Below are 17796 nucleotides of genomic sequence, written 5' to 3' on the forward strand. Positions count from 1 at the left end.
CAGCGCACGGGCGCCGACCGATGTGTGCGCCGCCCACACTCGTGTCGCTGCCCGTGGTGGCAGCGCACACTCACTCTTGTGGCGGATCCGCGGGCTCGAACCAGGTGGGGCCCTCGGACAGCGCGTGCTTGAGCCGCAGCCGCCCGTGGTTGCCGAGATCGGGCAGCCCGTCCACATCGAACCAGCCGACGTCGAGCGACTCGTCGTCCGCGACCCTGGCCTGTCCGCCGACTGCACGGCAGCGGAAGGTGATGTCCACGTATTGGCAGCGGTCCCCGTTGGGGTAGAGCACGGGCTCGATCGTCTGGACGAGGACGACGCGCTCGGCGACCGCGCGCACCCCGGTCTCCTCCAGCACCTCGCGCACGGCGGTGTCGGCGGGTTGCTCGCCGGGTTCCGCGATGCCGCCGATGAGGGACCAGCGGCCGTTGTCGGCCCGACGGTTCAGCAGGACCCGGCCGTCGTCGTCGAGGACCACCGCCGTGACACCGGGCAGGAGCAACTGCCGGTGCCCGACGAGGGCCCGCAGCTCGCGGATGAATTCGGGAATCGGCACGCCCCCGAGCCTACGTCCTGGGTCGCGCCACGCCCTCCCCCGCGGTGCACGCCCGCGGTCCGGGCACGCCGTACGGGCCCTGGCGCACACCAGGCTCCGCGGCGGATCGTCGCGCTCCGGGGGAGGGATCGCTACCGCGTCGGCCCCCGCCTGCCGCGCCGTGCGGTCCCTGGTCGTCGCCGCGGGACCCTCGGCCTGCCGGGAGGGAGCACACGCCGCCCCCTATCGGCGGGGCCTGCGCCCGGTGGCCGTCGCCGCCGCGGCCGCCCTCGCCGTGGTGCGGGAGATCGTCCTCCCGGCCGGCTCTCCGGCGGCCGGGTTCCGCTATTCGTCGGTTCCGCAGCGGCATTGCGGCGTGTCGCGTGTTCGCGGCGTGTCGCGTGTTCGCGGCGTGTCGCGGAGCGTGCGGCCCCGCCCCGGCCTCCTCGAAGACCTGGAGAACAGCCGGTGACGACTGCCGCCGGGACGACTCACGCGACGGCGCGGCGACCGTCGTCCTCGGCATGGCCCGGACGGGTGAGTCGGGCAAGGTCGCGCTCTGGGTGAACGCTTTCGGCCACCCTATGGAACGTGCCGCTCGCCGGGGCGCCCGGATCCCACGCCGGCCGAGCGCACCGTGCATGCCCTGCGCGCGCCGCCGCACCGGCGAATCAGCGGTGCTCACGGTGAGCGCCCTGGGGCTGCTGCTACGGCCGCACGGCCAGCCGGCTGCGGATGGCCCGGACGGCGCCCTCGGCGTCGTCCACGGTGACGGTGAAGTGCCGGCCGCTGCCCAGGTCGATGACGACGCCAGGCCCACGGCGGACGACGACGGCGGTGCCTTGCTCCGGGCGCCAGCGGTAGCCCCAGCCACCCCAGTGGCGGGGACTGACGACGGGGGCGAGACGGGCGTCGACGATCTCCTCCCACAGGAAGCGGCGCCTTGGCACGCCGATGTGGCCGCAGCGCACCTGGAGCCCGTCTCGGTCCACGTTCACGCGCACGTGCGTGAACGCGACGGTTCCGAACAGCACCAGCAGCCCCACCGCGATGCAGCCCACCACCGACATGACCAGGGGCACGGAACCCGAGGTGTACGGAGCGGCCACGGCGAGCTCGATGCCGAGCGCCAGGCACGCGGCCCCTGCGGCCGCGAGGAGCCACTGGAAGCGGTTGCTCGCGTGGCCCGTCCACATCTGGGGTGTACGCGCTTGGTCACGCTGCGCGTCCGTCATACTTCGCAGCCTACTCACCTCTCGGCGACTTGGCACCGCTGTCCGGCGGGAGACTGCCGAGGACTCCACGCCCGGAGGACGGCCGGACGGGCTCTGGAGGCCGCGCGACCTCTCAGCGCACCTCGGCCGCGGCGGCGACACCGGAACCCAGGGCGCGGCCCTCCGCGTAGGCCGACGCCTCGGGTGTGACGGTGCCCGCCCGGCCGCTGAGGATCACCGCGAGACCTCCGGTGGGCGCCGCGTCCGGCCGCGGCTCGGCGCCGATCCGGCGCAGCGTCTGGGCGGCGACCGCGTCGGCCGAGCCGTAGAGCCGGGCGGGCCCGGCCAGGGCGGCCAGGATGCGGTCGGCGACCAGTTCGTAATGGGTGCAGCCCAGGACGACCGCCTCGACGTCGGAGGGCGTCAGTGCGGCGGCGGCGGCGATGGCGGCGGCGGTGGCGGCCTCGTCCGCCCGGTCGACGGCGTCCGCGAGGCCGGGACACGGCACCTCGGTGATCTCGGCGCCGTTCCCGAAGGCCGCGATCAGATCGCGCTGGTAGGGGCTGCCGGTGGTCGCCGGGGTCGCCCAGATCGCCACCTTGGCGGCGTCGGCGGCGGCGGGCTTGATCGCCGGAACGGTGCCGATGACGGGGATCGCCGGCTCGAGGGCCGAGCGCAGCGCGGGCAGGGCGTGCACGGTGGCGGTGTTGCAGGCCACGATCAGCGCCTGCGGACGATGCTCGGCGGCGGCGAGGGCACAGGCCAGCGCGTGTGCGGTGACGTCCTCGGGGGTGCGCGGGCCCCAGGGCATGCCGTCGGGGTCGCTGGAGAGCACCAGGTCCGCGTCCGGCCGCAGCCGGCGGATGGCGGCGGCCGCGGCGAGCAGGCCGATTCCGGAGTCCATCAACGCGATCTTCACGGGGCACCACCTTACGTGATGCGATTGTCGGCCCGCTTCGCGGCCGTGCAGGGAAATGCCGCGCACGGGAGGGCGGCGGCGGCAGACTGCGGGGGTGACGTGGCTGACGTGGGTGTCCGTGGTGTCGTTGCTGGCGTGGGTGTGGCTGCTGCTGGCGCAGGGGCTGTTCTGGCGGACGGATGTGCGGCTGCCCGCTGTCGCGGCGGAGCCGCGGGAGTGGCCGGACGTGGCGGTGGTCGTCCCCGCGCGGGACGAGGCGCAGGTGCTGCCGCTGAGCCTGCCGAGCGTTCTGGCGCAGCGCTACCCGGGTCACGCCGAGGTCGTCCTGGTGGACGACGGCAGCACCGACGGCACCGGGGAACTCGCCTGGGAGCTGGCGCGGCGCGCGGACGGGCTGCCGCTGCGCGTCGTGACGCCGGGGCCCGTCCCGGCGGGCTGGACGGGGAAGCTGTGGGCGGTGCGGCACGGCATCGAGGTGGCCGCCTCCTCCGGCCGCCCCGAGTTCCTGCTGCTGACGGACGCCGACATCGCGCACGGCCCGGACTCGCTGCGCCGCCTGGTGGCCGCTGCGCAGGGCGACGGCCTGGACATGGTGTCGCAGATGGCCCGGCTGCGGGTGGCCACCACCTGGGAACGGCTGGTCGTCCCGGCCTTCGTCTACTTCTTCGCGCAGCTGTACCCGTTCCGCCGGGTGAACCGGCCGCGCGCCAGGACCGCCGCGGCCGCCGGCGGATGCGTGCTCATCCGCCGGACGGCGGCGGAGCGGGCGGGCGTGCCCGACACGATCCGGCACGCGGTGATCGACGATGTCGCACTGGCCCGCGCCGTCAAGCGCTCCGGCGGGCGGATCTGGCTGGGCCTGGCCGACGACGTCGACAGCGTCCGCCCCTACCCCGGTCTCGCCGAGCTGTGGCGCATGGTGTCGCGCAGCGCGTACGCGCAGCTGCGGCACAGCGTGGTCCTCCTCATCGGCACGGTGCTCGGGCTGCTTCTGGTGTACGTGGTTCCGCCGGTCGCCGCGGTCGGCGGGGCGCTCGCCGGAGAACGGTGGCTGGGCGCGGCGGGCGCGGCAGCCTGTGCCCTGATGTGCGGGACCTATCTGCCGATGCTCCGCTACTACCGGCAGCCGCCGTGGTCCGCGGTGCTTCTGCCGTTCACGGCCGTCCTCTACCTGCTCATGACGGTCGACTCGGCGGTGCAGCACGCCAGGGGCCGCGGAGCCGCCTGGAAGGGCCGCACCTATGCGCGGCCGAGGCCCGACGACGCTTCGGCGTAGACGGCGCCAGGCCGGGCCCCGCGGCATATCCGGGCGCCTGTCGGGACGGCGTTCGCCGGAATCCGGCGAACGCGCCGTTTTCCTTCGTGCGAGTGACCTGTTGGTGCGCTGATGCAGTGGATCCCTCACCGTGCGAGACCGCCCGGCCGGCACCCGGTCGCGCCCGTGTTTCCCGGGCAAGAATGGACGACAACACCCCAGGCCCCTGCCGCCTTTACGGGATCCGTACGGCAGCCGGAGACCGATTTCCTCCGATTCGATCGCAATACGGCTCAGGCGTCACCCACTGCACAGGAAATGTCCTGCTAATCGGTCTCCCCAACCAGCACATCGTGGGCTTAACTTATGGGCTATGACCTCCCCCCGCGGTTCTTACAGCGGTGGCTACTCGTCGCCGTTCTTCCCGGACACCCCCATCTACGACAGCCTGGTCGCAGAGCGGGGCACCCCGCAGATCGCGCCGATCCGCGTCCCGTCCGCGTACGAGACCACCGGCAGCAACCTCCCGGCCCTGCCGGCCGCCCTTCCCGCGCTGCCCGCCGGGCCCTCCCACTACCCCTCCCCGCCGGGCGCGCCGTCGTACTCCGGCCATCCGGCGCCGGGTTACCAGCAGCCCCCGCTGCAGCAGGCGCCTGCGCCCTACATCCCGCAACAGGCCACCGCGCCCCGGCCCGCGGCCTACAACGGCGGGTACCCGGCGCAGCAGGCCCCGCAGCAGTACCAGAGCCCGGCCGGCTACGAGCAAGTACGCCCCGCCGCGGCCCCGCGTCCCGCGCCGCCGCGGCCCGTGGCGCCGACCGGCTACGAGGAGCAGCCGTACCAGCGGCGCAACCTCGGCCAGGGCTACTACTCGGGCTGACGCCCGCGGACGGCCCGGTCCCCGCCGACGGGTGACCGCGCCGCCTGGCACGATGGCGGAATGACGACTCCGACGCCGACACCCCGCCTCAGCTCACTGCACGTCCACCCCGTCAAGTCACTCGGTGGGCAGCGGTTGTCCGAGGCCATGGTGGAGCCGTGGGGGCTCGCCGGAGACCGCCGGTGGATGCTCACCGACGCTGCGGGACGATGCGTCACGCAGCGGGAGCAACCCCGGCTGGCCCTGGCGCGCGCGGAGCCGTCCCCGGAAGGCGGGCTGCTGCTCACCGCTCCGGGCATGCCGGTACTGGATGTCGCCACACCGCGACCGTCCGCGACGGTCGCGGTGCACATATGGGGCGACACGGTGGAGGCCGTACCCGCGGGCGACGCGGCCGCCGCCTGGTTCGGCGCGTTCCTGGGCGCGGAGGTCACCCTCGTGTACCTCGACGACCCCGCCCGGCGCCGCCCGATCGACCCGGACTACGCACGCCCCGGCGAGACTGTCAGCTTCGCGGACGGCTTCCCCCTGCTCGTGACGACCGAGGCGTCACTGGCCCACCTCAACGCGCTGATCGCGGCGGGCGACCACCCCGGGGAGGGGCCGCTGCCGATGGACCGTTTCCGTCCCAACGTCGTGATCGCGGGGACCGATCCCTGGGCCGAGGACTCCTGGTCCCGAATTCGCGTCGGGGACGTCGAATTCCGTGTCGCGAAGCCCTGCGGGCGGTGTCTGGTGACGACGACGGACCAGCGCACCGCGGTGCGGGGCCGGGAGCCGCTGCGCACCCTCGCGCGCCACCGCCGATTCGGGGGCAGACTGGTTTTCGGACAGAATCTCGTGCCCGTACGGCCCGGAACGCTCCGGGTGGGCGACGCGTTGACGATTGTGGGGTGAATGCTCCCGAGACCGCGGCACAAACCCGGTCCCCGGAAGGGCTCCGGCGTCACAGATGCTCCCTTCCTCCGGTTCGTGCCCCGCATGTGCCATGCCGCATGCGGCACTTGGACGGCGAAGGGGGTGCGCGACCGATGGCGGCCACGCACGTACGGTGGTGGCGTTGGCGGAAGAACAGCCTGCGTCGCCGTTCCGACGTGTTCGAAGGCTTCGCGAGCGTGGTGGCCGGGTGTGCCATCGTCCTGGGGGCGCCCGCCGCCGGACTGACCGCGGGACTGGCCGTCGACCGCTCCCTGCAGCACACCGTCCGCGTCGAGCAGGCCAACCGCACCCAGGTCGGTGCCGTGGTGATCCAGGCGGGGCCCCGTGAGGCGGCCGACCCGGATCCCGAGTCCGGCCGTGTACGCGAGGCCCACCGCGACGCCGTGGTCCGCTGGACCGCACCGGACGGACACGTCCACACCGCCCAGGTGCGCGTTGACGCCGCCCGCGACAAGGGCGACCGCGTCACCATGTGGACCGACAAGTCCGGTGTTGTGCCCATGCCGGCGCCCCTGGACGCCCACTCCGCCGCCACGCACGCGATGCTCGCCGGCATCGGCACCTTCTTCGCGACGTGCGTGCTGGGGGTCATGGGCCGCCAGCTGCTGATGTGGCAGTTGATGCGCCGCAGGCTCGCCGAGTGGGAGCGCGAGTGGGCCGCCGCCGGGCAGAGCTGGGGCCGGGCCGGGGCAGGAGGCTGACCACACCGGGTACGTCCGTCGGTGCCGCCCGGCCACCCGCAATCGGCCTCATCCGGCATGATCCGTCAGGTGATCCCTCACCAACTGGGTGATGGCCCCCGCCCGGCGCGCGCTACCGTTGAGGCCCCCAGGTCGGCGCAGTGCAAGAGGACGGGGCAGAGCATCTCCATGGCACAGGGCGTGGTTCAGGTGACGCACACGAGCAGCTCGCGGTGGCGCCGCCGCACGGGAGAGTACGAGAGCCTCGCCGCGGCCCTGGAGGCGGCCACCGAGGGCGACGTGCTCTCGGTGGTCCCCGGGACGTACCGGGAGAACCTCGTCGTGGAGAAGGCCATAACGCTCCGTGCCGCCGAGGGACCGGGCTCCGTGCGGATCGCACCGTCGGCCGGTGTCGCGCTGACCGTACGGGCGGCCGCGACCGTCCAGGACCTCTCCGTCGAGGGTCAGGACACATCCGCCGCCGCCCTGCTCATCGAGGGCGCGGCGCCCGAGCTCACCGGGCTGCGGGTCAACACCCGTTCCGCCGTGGGCATAGAGGTCCGTGACGGGGCGCGGCCGACCGTGCGCCGCTGCACCGTGGACAATCCGGCCGGGCTGGGGATCAGCGTCCTGCAGGCAGCGGGCGGCCTGTTCGAGGACTGCGAGGTGGTGGCCGCCGGCCAGACCGGCGTCTCGGTGCGCGGCGGGGCCTCCCCGAGGCTGGAGCGCTGCAGGATCCACAATTCCTCCGGCGCGGGCCTCGCACTCACCGGAGAGGGCACGGTGGCCGAGGCGGTCGGCTGCGAGGTGTACGAGGTCAAGGGCACCGGCGTACAGGTCGCCGCGCGGGCTGCCGGCCACCTCACCGAGTGCCGGGTGCACCGTACGACCGGCGACGGCATCACCCTGGACACCGACGCGGTGCTGACCCTGTCCGACTGCGACATCCACGACGTTCCCGAGAACGCCGTGGATCTGCGTTCCCGTTCGGTGCTGACCCTCACCCGCACCACCGTGCGGCGCTTCGGCCGCAACGGCCTGTCGGTGTGGGACCCGGGGACCCGGGTCGACGCCAACCAGTGCGAGATCCACGACAGCCAGGGGGACTACCCGGCGGTCTGGGTCAGCGACGGAGCCGCCGCCGTCCTCGACTCCTGCCGCGTGCACACCGTGCCCGACGCCCTGTTCGTGCTCGACCGGGGGTCGCGCGCCGACGTCGTCGACAGCGACATCTTCCAGGTCCGCAACACCGCCGTCTCGGTCAGCGACGGCGCCACGGTGCAGCTCGACGACTGCCGTATCCGCGAAGCCTCCACCGGAGCGTGGTTCCGCGACCACGGCAGCGGCGGCACGCTGTCCGCCTGCACCATCGACGACACGGCGACGGGTGTCATCGTCACCAAGGGCGCCGACCCCACCTTGGAGCGCTGTGTCGTCACCCATCCCGCCGAGGCCGGTTTCTATGTCTCCGCGGGCGGCCGGGGGACCTTCGCCCGCTGCCGGGTCACGGGCAGCAGGGGCTACGGCTTCCACATCATCGACGGCTGCCGCTCGACGCTCACCCGCTGCCGCACCGAGCGGTGTGCCCGCGGGGGCTACGAGTTCGCCGAGCCGGGCCCGGTGACGGAGGACTGCACCAGTGATCAGAGCGGAGAGCTCCGCACCGCTCCGGCATCGTCGGGCGCTCCTGCCGCAGACGTCCAACGAGTGCCTGCGGCGACGACTTTCGGGCTGCTCGGCGGGCTGCCCGTGACCCCGACCAGCGGCGCCGAGCCCACGGCAGCGCCCGTGCCGGCCCCGGCGGCCTCGGTAGCCCCGGCGGTCCCCGCGACGGGCGGGAGCACCCGTCACTCGGACGAGGTGCTGGCCGAACTCGACGCGCTGGTGGGCCTGGAGAACGTCAAACGCGAGGTGCGCTCCCTGATCGACCTGATCGCGGTGGGCCGCAGACGGCTCGAGGCCGGACTCAAGGCGCCCTCTCCGCGCCGCCACCTGGTCTTCACCGGCTCCCCCGGCACGGGCAAGACGACCGTGGCCCGACTCTACGGCGAGATCCTGGCCGCCCTGGGGGTGCTGGAGCGCGGCCATCTGGTGGAGGTGGCCCGCGTCGACCTGGTGGGCGAGCACATCGGCTCGACAGCCATCCGCACCCAGGCGGCCTTTGAGCGCGCCCGCGGCGGCGTGCTCTTCATCGACGAGGCGTACGCCCTCGCTCCCGAGGACTCGGGCCGGGACTTCGGCCGAGAGGCCATCGACACCCTGGTCAAGCTGATGGAGGACCACCGCGACGCCGTCGTGGTGATCGTGGCCGGGTACACCGCGGAGATGGAGCACTTCCTGTCCGCCAACCCCGGTGTCGCCTCCCGCTTCTCACGGACCATCACCTTCGACGACTACACGCCGGTGGAACTGCTGCGGATCGTGCGGGCCCAGGCCGAGGAGCACGAGTACCAGCTCTCCGAGGACGCCGGCGAGGCCCTCTACACGTACTTCACCACGATCCCGAAGGGTCCTGCATTCGGTAACGGCCGCACGGCCCGGCAGACGTTCGAGGCCATGGTCGAGCGCCACGCGGGCCGGCTCGCCAGGATCAGCGAACCGAGCCATGAGGAGTTGCAGTTGCTCTACCCGGAGGACCTCCCCCCGCTGCCCTGACCCTGTACGGGCAGCATCCCCTCCGTGTCCCGGTACTCCGTGTCCCGGTACTCCGTGTCCCGGTACGACGAGCCGAGCAGGCGGGCACGCTCGGCGGCGAAGGCCGGGTCGGCCTGGTAGTCGAAGTGGGTCAGCAAGGGCGCCGGCAGCGGATGCTCCTCCGTCCGGCCGTACGCCACCGGGTCCGGCAGCGGCGCGCGGTCGGCCGGTGGCCCGGGTTCGTCGAGGTGGACCGGACCGCCGATGGGATCCGTAAGGCGCCACAGATTGCGCCAGGAGTGCACTTCCCCGCGGAGCGAGGCCAGGGCGCTGGGACCGAAGTAGGCGGGGAACCAGCGCCCGTACAGCCGGCTCAGCGGGGAACCGTAGGTGAGCAGCGCGATCCGCGTCCGGGTCGCCGGATCCAGCTGCCATATCGCGGCCGCGGCCAGGACGCTCCCCTGGGAGTGACCGGAGAGGATGATCCGCCCGCGGTGTGCCCTCGTCCAGGTCGTCATGCGCCAAGTGAGGTCGGGCACGACGCGCTCGGCGTAGCAGGGCGGGGCGAAGGGGTGCGCGGCGCGCGGCCAGAAGGTGCCGACGTCCCAGAGGATGCCCACGGTGCGACGTGCCCCGGCGTCACGGTAGGCCCGGCGGCCGAGGGCGATCAGGGCGACCACTCCGGCGCCGACCAGCCAGGAACCGAGGCCCTGGGCGGTCTCCGCGACCATGCGCACCCATCCTGGCGCGCCCGCGACGGCCCTGCCGGGGACGGTCCCGCTCAGCCAGGCCCCGCCGAGCGCCCCCGCGCCCAGCAGGAAGGCGACGCCCCCGACGACCCCGATGAACACGGCAGCTTGGTCGGTGAGTTCCGCCCGGGCCCGCGCCGTGGCGATCTGACGGCTGCGGGCGGGCTCGTGCACCTCCCCCGGGTAATCGGACTCCACCTGCGGCACCAGCGTGCGGGCCCGGCGCAGCAGCGCCCTGCCGCGCACGACGACCACGACGGCCAGGACGAGGAGAAGCACCGGGATCGCCGCGGCCTGCCAGGACAGCAGCACAGGCGGCCCGGCGACGGCGCCGCTTCCAGGCGTGGCGCCACGGTCCAGCCAGTCGGCGACCCGTTGGGTGATGCCTCCGGTGAGCACGCCGCCCAGGCAGCACGCGAGCAGTGCCACCGCAGGGCCGCCCAGTCCGCGCAGCTCCGCCCGGCCACCGCCGGAGCGGTGCATCAGATGAGCCACGGACGCGAGCGCCACGAGTAACAGCCCCTGGATCAGAGTGAGCCAGCCGAATGCGTCCCCCGCCGGCAGCCGTCCGCCGGCGGTCCAGCCCGGGCGGTGCCAGCAGGCGTATCCGGTGGCGGCCAGCAGGGCGGCGGCCGTACCTCCGAGCATCGTCCGCGCCGACCGTTGGTCCAGGGCCCTGTCCGGCGCTTGCTCGCTGCGTCCCATGCCGCAGGTCACGGCCACCACCGCGGCCGTCAGTCCGACCAGCACTCCCGTCAGCGACCAACCTACGGCGGCGAGTGTCCCGATCTTTCCGGCGTCCATGTCCCGCTCCAGCGGGGGGACGACCAACGCGACCGAGACCGTGAGCATGCCGGCCGCCGTGTGGGCCGCGCGGAGCCGGGCCACCAACCGCCGCCCGTACCAGAAGCCGCGCCGGGCGAGCGGCGTGACGTCCGACCCCTCAGGCTCTTCCGCAGGCGCGCCAGGAAGGGGCCGCTGCGACTCGTAGGCGTACCAGGTGCGCCGGGACAACCACCACAGCAGCAGGGTCAGTCCGGCGGGCAGCGCGGCCCCGGCGGCGATCCGGCGCCCAGGCTCCCTCGCGGCCAGGAAGGAGAGCCAACTCTTCCCGCCAGCACAGGCGGCGTTGCCGGCGCACTGCCAGGCCACCAGATCCATCGCGACCTCACAGGCCGCGGCCACCAGCAGCACCGTGAGCGACAGGGCCAGCAACCGCACCAGCATGTCGTAGGCCCGGTCCACGCCCGGCCGGGTGACCGGCGGCCGCATCCAGTGGGCCAGGTTGGCCACCATGAAGGGGAGCAGGAGCAGCCACAGCGCGCGGCTGCCGTCCCCGGACGTCAGATTGCACCACGAGTAGGCGTCCGGCACCGGGCCCCCGGCGTAGGCCTGCGGGCGGCGCTCGGCATCGGCGTCCTCGGCACGCCGGTAGATCCCGGCGGTGTCGTCACCGCAGACGCGCGTGATGCGCGGGTCCCTGAGCATCCTCTCCGGCGTCGTCCCACCGACGCCGTGGACCAGCAACTCGAGCGACAGCTCCGTTGGTTCTTCCGCATCCGACCGCATCGCGATCGCCTCCCCGCACATTCCCCGTGACGCGCGTACTGCATTGCGCGTATTCAGAATCGGGCATACATGCCAGTGATGGACAGAGCTGTTCACGAATGCCACCCGAACGTGTCACGGGCGGCGCGTGTGGGACCGGTCACCCCTCGCCCTCCGGCCGGTGTCCGCAGGGCGAGGTCGTGGAAGGATAGCGAGACTGCCGGCCGGCAGCATCGGACCACAGCGGAGGACAGGACGGGACCTCGGGTGAGCGACAACCAGAACCTGCTCGCGGAACAGCGGCGCGCTCTGATCCTGGACGAGGTCCGGCGGCGCGGCGGGGTCCGCGTCAACGAGCTGACCCGGAAGCTGAACGTCTCGGACATGACCGTCCGCCGGGACCTCGACGCGCTCGCCCGGCAGGGCGTGGTCGAGAAGGTCCACGGCGGCGCCGTGCCGGTCGTCCCGGCCAGCAGTCACGAGCCGGGCTTCGAGGTGAAGGCGGGCCTCGAGCCGGGAGCGAAGGAGGCCATCGCCCGCGCCGCCGCGCGCCTGGTCACCCCCGGCAGCGCCATCGCGCTCACCGGCGGCACCACGACGTTCGCACTCGCGCACCACCTGCTCGACGTACCCGACCTCACCGTGGTGACCAACTCCGTGCGGGTCGCCGACGTCTTCCACGCGGCGTCCGGCGGCGCGACGGGCGGCGAGGGCGCCGCGACGGTCGTCCTCACCGGCGGCGTCCGCACCCCCTCGGACTCCCTCGTCGGCCCGGTGGCGGACCGGGCGATCGGCTCGCTCCACTTCGACCTGCTCTTCCTCGGCGTCCACGGAATCTCGGTCGAGGCGGGACTGTCCACCCCCAACCTCGCCGAGGCGGAGACCAACCGGCGCTTCGTGCGATCCGCGCGCCGTGTGATCGTCGTCGCCGACCACACCAAGTGGGGCACTGTGGGCCTGAGTTCCTTCGCTGCTCTGGAAGACGTGGACACCCTCGTCACGGACGCGGGCATCCCCGATGTGCTGCGGGTGGAGATCGCCGAGCATGTGTCGGACCTGGTCGTCGCCGGCGAGCCGGGGGAAGCCGAGTCCGGCGAAGCCGTCGGCGCGGGCCCGGCGAGCAGCTGACGCCCGAGCGGTCGTCGTGCGTCGGCTGCCGGCGCCCCCGGGGACCCTCGTCATCCCCTGGTCGACTCCTCGTCGCGGGCGTGCCCGTCGCCCGCGTTGGCGTCGGCGTACGCGGGGCGCTCGCCTTGCCGAGCCCGCTTCCCGGAGGCGAGCGCACGGTCCGGCCGCCGGTGGGAAGCGTCTGGTAGGACACGGACGGCATGATCAGTCAGGCCAGCGCCCCGTGGCCAGGAACGCGTCGATGGTGGCGGCGTAGCTCCCGGTGTCCAGCCCCTGTTCGGCGACCCAGGCGTCGGAGTAGTACTTGTCCAGGTACCGGTCGCCCGGGTCGCACAGCAAGGTGACGACGCTGCCCGTGCGGCCCGCGGCGACCATTTCCGAGACGAGCTTGAAGGAGCTCCACAGGCCGGTCCCCGTCGACCCCCCGGCTCTGCGCCCGATGGCCGTCTCCAGGGCGCGCACCGCCGCCACGGAGGCGGCGTCCGGCACCTTCATCATCCGGTCGATGGCGCCGGGCACGAAACTCGGCTCCACCCGGGGACGGCCGATGCCTTCGATCCGCGAACCCCGCTCACAGCGCACCGTGTCGTCGCCGTTCACCCAGCCGTCGAAGAAGACCGAGTTCTCCGGGTCCGCGACGCACACCAGGGTGTCGAACTGCTTGTAGCGGATGTAGCGGGCGATGGTCGCCGACGTGCCGCCGGTGCCGGCGGTCGCCACGATCCACGCCGGGCAGGGATTCCGCTCGAGGCGCAGCTGCTGGTAGATCGATTCGGCGATGTTGTTGTTGCCGCGCCAGTCGGTGGCGCGCTCGGCGTAGGTGAACTGGTCCATGTAGTGGCCGCCGGTCTCCTCCGCGAGGCGGGCGGAGACCTCGTACACCGTCCTCGGGTCGTCCACCAGGTGGCACCGGCCACCCTGGAACTCGATCAGCCGCTGCTTCTCCCAGCTGGTGGTGCGCGGCATGACCGCGATGAACGGCACGCCGATCAGGGCCGCGAAGTACGCCTCGGACACCGCGGTCGAGCCGCTGGAGGCCTCGATGACGGGTTTGCCCGGCCGGATCCAGCCGTTGCACAGTCCGTAGAGGAAGAGCGAGCGGGCCAGGCGGTGCTTGAGGCTGCCGGTCGGGTGGGTCGACTCGTCCTTCAGGTACAGGTCGATACCCCAGGCGTCGGGGAGCGGAAAGCGCAACAGGTGCGTGTCGGCGGAGCGGTTGGCGTCCGCCTGGACCTTGCGCACCGCCTCTTTGAGCCACCGCCGGTAGTGCGGGTCGGTCCGGTCCACGTCGGCGGCGGGCACGGCCTGCGCCGTCCCCGTACGGTCTTCAGGGGCGTCCTTCTCGTTGCCGCTCACCTGCGCCGCCTTCCCTTAGCGCCACTGCTCCGATGATAGGCAGCCGCTGGTACGGCGCCCCCGGAACGGGCAGACTTGCAACGGACGAAGGAGGGGATGCGCCGTGGCCGAAGCGGAGTTCACCGCCACAGGGGTACGCATCGGACGGCGCCTGCGGTCGCTGACCCGGGGCGGGCAGGTCCTCATCCAGGACGGGCGGCTGGTGCTGCTCACCAGCCGCGGGCGGGAGATCGACAGTGCCCCGGTGGAGGACGTCCACGCCCTGACCCCGCGTTTCGCGGTGCGGCGCCGCACCTTGACCCGGCTCAACGGAACGGGCTATCTGCTGACCTTGCGCAGGCAGGGCGCCGCATCGGCAAGTCGCTTCCTGGACGCTCTGCGAACCGCTCGTGAGCGGGTCGCTCGCCATTGATCCGGACGGAACGGCACTCTCCGCGTTCGTGGAGTTGCGGTAAGCATCCATCGGGGTGATCCTGGGGTGGCGTCACGGAGTCACTGCAGCAGTCACTCACAGCAATCCCGCAAAGGTGTTCCCATTCCATGCGGGCGGGGCACGCCCCGGTCACAGGGGCTGCCCTCGCCGCGGAGGGAGTCGCAGCCGTGATCAGCTCAGAAGGCAGTAAGCGGCAGTGCGCTCTGGAACTTGAGGCACTGCCGTCCCGGATCCAGCAGGTACGCCGTATCGTCGCCGCCCAGCTCCGCTACTGGCGGCTGGACCCGCTGATCGACCCCACTCTGCTGGGTATCACCGAACTGCTCGGCAACGTCCACCGGCACGCCCGGCCGGACAAGCGCTGTTCCGTCGAGTTGAGCTTCGCCTCCGGCTGGCTCACCGTCGCCGTCTCGGACAACGATCCGCGCCTGCCGCGGGTCCGCGAGTTCGAGCCCCTGGCCACCTGCGGCCGCGGCCTCGCCATGGTCGTGTCGATGAGCGACAGCTGGGGTACCGAGACCCTCAACGACGGTGGCAAGGTCGTATGGTTCACGCTCCGGGCCGAGGCCACGGTCTCGCCCAGGACGATGACCGAGCAGCTGTCGGCCGCCGTCGTCCGCAAGGTCGCACCGCGGACGCTGCCGGTCCTGCCCGAGACGCCGGAGGCCTGGCCCCCGGCGCTCGATCGCCTGGTTCCGGCCGCGGGCGAACCGGTTCTGGCCTGACGCCCGGCCGCCGCACCCCTCGAGGGCACGGCGGCCGTGGCCCTCCGGGCCGTCGTCGGCGGAGCGCTTCCGCGACGATGGCCCTCCTTTCGTGCGGCACGCGGCACGGATCGGACGCGCCGACGGCCGGGGCACCTCTCGCCCGGGCGGCGAAAGAGCTCGCGGCGGCGTCCGTCGCCGCGCTTCCGCCGGATGCTGCGGTGTTACCCGACCGACGCCCTGAGACGGAGCGCGCGATGCCGCAGGGCGTCGTAGGCCGGGCGTTCCCGGAGCAGGGCCCGTGTCAGAGGGTGCGCCTACCATGCGGGTCATGTGGCGATGCACAGGTCTGCGATGGGTCTCCGGAGGTCCGGCGTGGACCTGGTGGCACCCTCGCCACGGGGACCGGCGCAGCCCCGTGCGCCGCGGCGAAGCGCTGGCTCTCGCCGTCGAGCCGCATGCGGTGCGGCAGTGCGCGGGCGTGTGGCGTTCCGGGCGCTGGACCCCTTGCCCGCGGGCCGCGGAACTCCCCCCGCAGGCGCGCCGTGACCAGTGCGAGCAGTGCGCGGCGCTGGACCGCTCCCGTTCGGTTGCCGCGGACACCCTGCTGGACGACCCGCGGCCGTTCGCGGTGTATCTGGCCTGGTTCGGCCCGGGGCTGGGCAAGGTCGGCATCACGGCGGCCGAGCGGGGCAGCGCACGACTGCTCGAACAGGCCGCGATCTGCTTCACCTTTATCGGCCACGGCCCGCTGATGGCCGCTCGCCGCGCCGAGGCGGTCCTCGGCTCCGCGCTGGGCATCCCCGACCGGGTGTCGTCGTCGGCGAAGCGTGCCGCCCGCGTAGCGCTGCCGCCCGCAGCCGTCCGAGAGGCCGAGCTGCGGACGCTCCACGAGGCGGCGGCCGCCGTGCCCGACTGGCAGGACACCCTCACGGCCACCGGGTTCCGGCCCGTGGACCACGCGGCGGTGTTCGGTGTGGAGCCCGACCCGCCCCGGGCGACCGCCGTGGTGACCGGGCTCGCCTCGGGTAGCGCTCTGACCGGCACCGTCGCGGCGGTTGCCGGGGGCGATGTCTACCTGCGTGCCGCCGGGCAGTCCGGCGGCGTACTGCTGCTCGACACGCGTCTGGTTCCGGGGTGGCCGCTGACGGCGTCGGCCGCGGGCCTGCCGGCACCCCCCGTCCAGGCGGTGCCACCGGCCACCTCGCCGCCGGAGCCGCTTTTCTGAGGCCCCGTCACGTATGCGGAAGGCTAGGCCCCGAGCGCCGCGAGCGGGTCGTCCAACACGGGCTGCCAGGCCAGTTCGGCGGCGCCCACAAGGCTGTTGTGGTCCAGGGCGCAGGCAAGCAGCGGGACGCCGCCGCTCCGGCCCCACAGGCTGCGCTCGGCGACGACGGCGCGGAGCCGCTCGGGGTCCGTGTCGAGCAGCCAGCGGTGCAGCCCGCCGAGCAGGATGCGGTCGGGATTGAGGACGTTGACCAGTCCCGCGAGTCCCTGCCCGAGGCGGTCGATGAGGCGGTCGGCCGCGCCGCGCACTGCCGGGTCGTCGTACTCCTCGCGGAGCAGCGCGCGGCACTGGTCGGTCAGCGAGCCCTCGGGGCCGGGGACACGGGCGGCGGCCTCCAGGAAGGCCAGAGGGTCGACCTCGACATCGAGGCAGCCGCGGCTGCCGCAATGACAGGGGCGGCCCTCGGGGTTGACGGTGAGGTGGCCGACCTCGAGGGCCAGTCCCGCGCTGCCGGTGTGGAGCCTGCCGTGCAGCACGAGGGCGCCGCCCACACCGCGGTGGCCGGTGGCGACGACCAGCAGGTGTTCTGCGCCCTGCCCTGCGCCATGCCGGTGCTCGGCGAGCGCGGCGACGTTGACGTCGTTGCCGACGAAGCATGGTGGCGCTGCCCCGTTGGGGGCGATGATGCCGGACCGCTCGATCTGCTCGCGGAAGAGGTCCAGCACGGGAGCTCCCGCGGCCCACGCGAGGTGCAGCGGGTTGAGCGCGGTGCCCTCGGGCTCGGCGATGGCGGACGGCACCGCGAGTCCCGCGCCGGCGCACTCCCGCCCGGAGGCGCGCAGCAGCTCCGCGCCGGCCTCGACGACGGCTCCGAGGACGCGGGCGGGGTCCGCGGGCACGGTCATGGCGACCGGTCTGGACGCGAGGATGTGACCGCCGAGTCCGACCAGGGCGGCGCGGAAGCCGTCGGCGTGGATCTGGGCGGCGAGGACGACGGGCGCCTCGGGGTTGACGGCGAGCCGGTGCGAGGGCCTGCCCTGCGCCCCGGCAGGGCCGCCCGGCCGCGTGTCGACACGGATCAGGCGCAGTGCCTCCAACTCGGCGGCGACGGCACCCGCGGTCGCCCGCGTCACACCGAGTTCGGCGGTGAGTACGGCGCGGGTGGGCGCACGCCCGGTGTGCACGAGCGCGAGCGCGGGGCCGAGCGCACCGCGGCCCCGCTCCAACCTGGTCCGAGTCTGGGTCACAGCTCTATTCTCACTTTGTGCCGGGGGTAAACAAAATACGGAGCGTACTCGCCCAGCAAGATCGCGCAAGTCCGACGCTACCGCTTCGGCGCCTTTGATTCGCCTCATCGCGGTCTTCGCCCGCGACGGATTCGTCCCGGCAGGCCGGGCTGTTCGCAGCCCCGCCGGGGGAGCAGGCAGGCGCCCCCTCGGCGCTCGTTTCGGCGTGTCGAGGGGGCGGTCGTCACTACCCGTTCCCACGTGGCGCCACGGATCTCGCCCCTCCCTTGTCGCCTTGGGATCCGGCGGCATGGCGGCATGAACGTCACCGCGAACAGCGTCACCGCCCGGGCTGCCGACCGCACCGC

General features: G+C 73.3%; 15 protein-coding genes. 9 read left to right on the forward strand and 6 right to left on the reverse strand.

The genetic code is table 11. The annotated features are described in order from the left end of the window. Positions 1 to 70 precede the first annotated feature (70 nt). The 3 genes from AC3ET4_RS23850 to AC3ET4_RS23860 form a co-directional block, all read right to left on the reverse strand. Complete coding sequence (locus tag AC3ET4_RS23850) at positions 71 to 556, reverse strand: NUDIX hydrolase (RefSeq protein ID WP_431952703.1); 486 nt, start codon at positions 554 to 556, stop codon at positions 71 to 73. A gap of 686 nt (positions 557 to 1242) precedes the next feature. After that, entirely contained in the window at positions 1243 to 1770 is a 528-nt protein-coding gene (locus tag AC3ET4_RS23855; RefSeq protein ID WP_431952705.1) for a hypothetical protein, read from the reverse strand. 112 nt (positions 1771 to 1882) lie between these two features. After that, on the reverse strand, positions 1883 to 2668 hold the full coding sequence (locus tag AC3ET4_RS23860) for a glutamate racemase (protein ID WP_431952707.1): 786 nt from the start codon (positions 2666 to 2668) through the stop codon (positions 1883 to 1885). 55 nt (positions 2669 to 2723) lie between these two features. Here AC3ET4_RS23860 and AC3ET4_RS23865 point away from each other — a divergent pair, with 55 nt between their 5' ends. The 5 genes from AC3ET4_RS23865 to AC3ET4_RS23885 all read left to right on the forward strand — a co-directional run bounded on the left by AC3ET4_RS23865 (position 2724) and on the right by AC3ET4_RS23885 (position 9077). Next, entirely contained in the window at positions 2724 to 3944 is a 1221-nt protein-coding gene (locus AC3ET4_RS23865; RefSeq protein ID WP_431952708.1) for a glycosyltransferase, read from the forward strand. 352 nt (positions 3945 to 4296) lie between these two features. Next, complete coding sequence (locus tag AC3ET4_RS23870; protein ID WP_431952710.1) at positions 4297 to 4803, forward strand: DUF6643 family protein; 507 nt, start codon at positions 4297 to 4299, stop codon at positions 4801 to 4803. Between the two features lie 60 nt (positions 4804 to 4863). Then, complete coding sequence (locus tag AC3ET4_RS23875) at positions 4864 to 5700, forward strand: MOSC domain-containing protein (RefSeq protein WP_431952712.1); 837 nt, start codon at positions 4864 to 4866, stop codon at positions 5698 to 5700. A 134-nt stretch (positions 5701 to 5834) separates the two neighbouring features. After that, positions 5835 to 6443 carry an Rv1733c family protein gene (locus tag AC3ET4_RS23880; RefSeq protein ID WP_431952714.1) on the forward strand — a complete coding sequence of 203 codons (609 nt, stop codon included), beginning with the start codon at positions 5835 to 5837 and terminating at the stop codon, positions 6441 to 6443. A 168-nt stretch (positions 6444 to 6611) separates the two neighbouring features. Next, positions 6612 to 9077, forward strand: coding sequence for a right-handed parallel beta-helix repeat-containing protein (locus AC3ET4_RS23885; protein ID WP_431952716.1), 2466 nt, complete (start codon positions 6612 to 6614; stop codon positions 9075 to 9077). Here AC3ET4_RS23885 and AC3ET4_RS23890 read toward each other — a convergent pair. Next, a complete protein-coding gene (locus tag AC3ET4_RS23890) occupies positions 9047 to 11374 on the reverse strand; it encodes a hypothetical protein (RefSeq protein WP_431952718.1) in 2328 nt (775 codons plus the stop codon). The two genes, AC3ET4_RS23885 and AC3ET4_RS23890, sit on opposite strands and share 31 nt — an antisense overlap. Positions 11375 to 11620: 246 nt before the next feature. Here AC3ET4_RS23890 and AC3ET4_RS23895 point away from each other — a divergent pair, with 246 nt between their 5' ends. Continuing rightward, positions 11621 to 12481: a DeoR/GlpR family DNA-binding transcription regulator gene (locus AC3ET4_RS23895; RefSeq protein WP_431952720.1), complete on the forward strand. Its 861-nt coding sequence runs from the start codon at positions 11621 to 11623 to the stop codon at positions 12479 to 12481. A gap of 204 nt (positions 12482 to 12685) precedes the next feature. On the opposite strand, the gene cds1 is transcribed toward AC3ET4_RS23895, so the two are convergent. Continuing rightward, positions 12686 to 13837, reverse strand: a complete 1152-nt coding sequence (cds1, locus tag AC3ET4_RS23900) for an L-cysteine desulfhydrase Cds1 (RefSeq protein ID WP_431952722.1) — start codon at positions 13835 to 13837, stop codon at positions 12686 to 12688. Between the two features lie 103 nt (positions 13838 to 13940). On the opposite strand from cds1, the gene AC3ET4_RS23905 reads away from it, so the two are divergent. From AC3ET4_RS23905 to AC3ET4_RS23915, 3 genes are all read left to right on the forward strand, one after another. Further along, entirely contained in the window at positions 13941 to 14249 is a 309-nt protein-coding gene (locus AC3ET4_RS23905; RefSeq protein WP_431952724.1) for a hypothetical protein, read from the forward strand. Positions 14250 to 14437: 188 nt separating this feature from the next. Continuing rightward, the gene (locus AC3ET4_RS23910; protein WP_431952726.1) at positions 14438 to 14995 is read left to right on the forward strand and encodes an ATP-binding protein; all 558 of its coding nucleotides are present in this window, start codon (positions 14438 to 14440) and stop codon (positions 14993 to 14995) included. Between the two features lie 310 nt (positions 14996 to 15305). Further along, positions 15306 to 16202 carry a DUF2797 domain-containing protein gene (locus AC3ET4_RS23915; RefSeq protein WP_431952728.1) on the forward strand — a complete coding sequence of 299 codons (897 nt, stop codon included), beginning with the start codon at positions 15306 to 15308 and terminating at the stop codon, positions 16200 to 16202. A gap of 23 nt (positions 16203 to 16225) precedes the next feature. On the opposite strand, the gene AC3ET4_RS23920 is transcribed toward AC3ET4_RS23915, so the two are convergent. Further along, the gene (locus AC3ET4_RS23920) at positions 16226 to 17449 is read right to left on the reverse strand and encodes an ROK family protein (protein WP_431952730.1); all 1224 of its coding nucleotides are present in this window, start codon (positions 17447 to 17449) and stop codon (positions 16226 to 16228) included. Between the last annotated feature and the right edge of the window lie 347 nt (positions 17450 to 17796).

The sequence above is a fragment of the Actinacidiphila sp. bgisy167 genome (assembly GCF_057707665.1).